At 72.4% G+C, this 1,655-nt stretch carries 1 protein-coding gene and 1 pseudogene; one reads left to right on the top strand and one right to left on the bottom strand.

Annotated features, from left to right (window positions below; translation table 11 throughout):
• The first annotated feature begins 257 nt into the window (after nt 1–257).
• Complete coding sequence (locus tag VAE46_RS10155) at nt 258–818, top strand: DinB family protein (RefSeq protein WP_322796822.1); 561 nt, start codon at nt 258–260, stop codon at nt 816–818.
• Here VAE46_RS10155 and VAE46_RS10150 read toward each other — a convergent pair.
• A pseudogene (locus VAE46_RS10150) lies at nt 812–1,655 on the bottom strand (hypothetical protein); the annotation flags it as partial. The gene VAE46_RS10155 and the pseudogene VAE46_RS10150 overlap by 7 nt on opposite strands.

Below are 1,655 nucleotides of genomic sequence, written 5' to 3'. Positions count from 1 at the left end.
ACCCCGGTCACCGCCGGGAACGCGCGGTTCCAGAACAGCACCTCCCCGGCCGGGCCCGTGATCACATACCCCGCCGTCGAGAGGTCCAGCCCGGCCCGCACCAGCCTCAGCGCCAGGTCCTCACTTGCCCTGACCGTGCCGCCAGGTTCGTCCCCCACCCGCGTCACGCCGGGATTATCGGCCGCTCAGTCCGCCCACGGCATCGGGAAATCCCCGCGGATTGCGCCCCGGCACGGTGCCTGTGCCACAATCCCGCCATGACGCAGCCCCAGAACCTCCCCGGCATGGGCAACCCGCCCGATACCCCCACCCAGCTCGCCGTCGTCACCGGCCGCGTGCTCGACTACGCCCTCCGCGCCACCCAGGGCCTCACCGTCGAGCAGCTCTGCGATACCCGCGGCGGAACCACGAACTCCATCGGCTGGGATGTCTGGCACGTCGTCCGCACCATCGACAACATCATCCACTTCGTCTTCGAACGCGAACAGCCGGTCTGGCTCCAGCATGCCTTCCACGAACGCTGGAACCTCCCGCGGGTCGACCAGGGCACCGGCCAGGACCCGGCCGATGCCTACAGCATGCGCTTCCCGCCGCCGGAAGAATTCGACGAGTACACCCGCGCCGTCCGCGACGCCGTCGTGCCCCGCATCGCCGCCATGAGCGAAGAGTACCTGCGCGAGGTCCTCTTCATCCGCCCCTGGGGCCCGATCCCGCGCATCGAGGCCATCCTCCACGGGCTCATCGGTCACGGGAACGGCCACCTCGGCCGGGCGAGCTACGCCCGCACCCTCTTCGGCCTCCCCGGCCTGCCCTACTGACGCGTCCCACGTCCCCCGCCGCTCCGCGCCAGCTCCTCCAGGCCCCGCAGGGTGCGCCCCTCGTTCCGGGCTGCCCGCGCCACGCTCACCGCGAAGAGCGCGATCGCCACCCACCCCAGCACGCCGGCGAGCGCCGCAGTGTGCATCCACGCCTCGTACGAAACCCACGCTGAAGCCAGCCCCGCAGCGGCACGCAGCGCCAGGGCTCCCAGCAGCAGCCAAAACGGCGCCTGCTCGAGCAGCCCGGGCTCCCGCGACTCCGACCGCTCCACCGCGAACACCGGCGCGATCAATCGCGCCATCCCGAGGATGAGCAGCGTAATCGGCCCCAGCCCGAACAGGTGGCGTGCCGTGTCGCGCAGCGGTGCCGCCGCGAAGTCGCCCTCGTCCAGCATCGCCGCACCCGCCGCCGCCATGAGCAGCCCGGCCGCCACCCCGGCCAGGTTCGCCGCCAGCACGTAGCGCGCGGCAGGCCGCGCACGCGGCCTCAGCCGCGTCGCCCGGCCCCGCACCGCACCCGCAATCGGCAGCGCCCAGGCCAGCGAAAGGCCCCCGAACAGCAACCCGGCCCCCTCGAGCCGCGCCGCTGCTTCGCCGTCTGCCGCCATTGCCGCAACCATCGCCAGGGCGCCCCCGTTGAGCAGTACCAGCGGCCCCGCCAGCCGCCCCGGGCCCGGCGGCTTCCGCCCGAAGAACACCGGCACAGCCCGTGATTGGATGCCGACAACAAAGTTGCCGATGGCACCCAGCATCACCGCCCACGCCATCGCATCATCGAAAGCCGCCGGTGCGAGTCCCTCGTTTCTTGCCGCTTCGAACCCCGCCCAGGCCGCCAGC

The organism is Tepidiforma sp. (assembly GCF_034433535.1).
GTDB lineage: Bacteria > Chloroflexota > Dehalococcoidia > Tepidiformales > Tepidiformaceae > Tepidiforma.
The sequence above is the reverse complement of the archived record's forward strand: the minus strand, read 5'-3'. Positions and strand labels throughout refer to the sequence as shown.

Coding starts and splice junctions, on each gene's coding strand:
- VAE46_RS10155 (WP_322796822.1), top strand. CDS start 258: ATGACGCAGCCCCAGAACCTCCCCGGCATGGGCAACCCGCCCGATACC.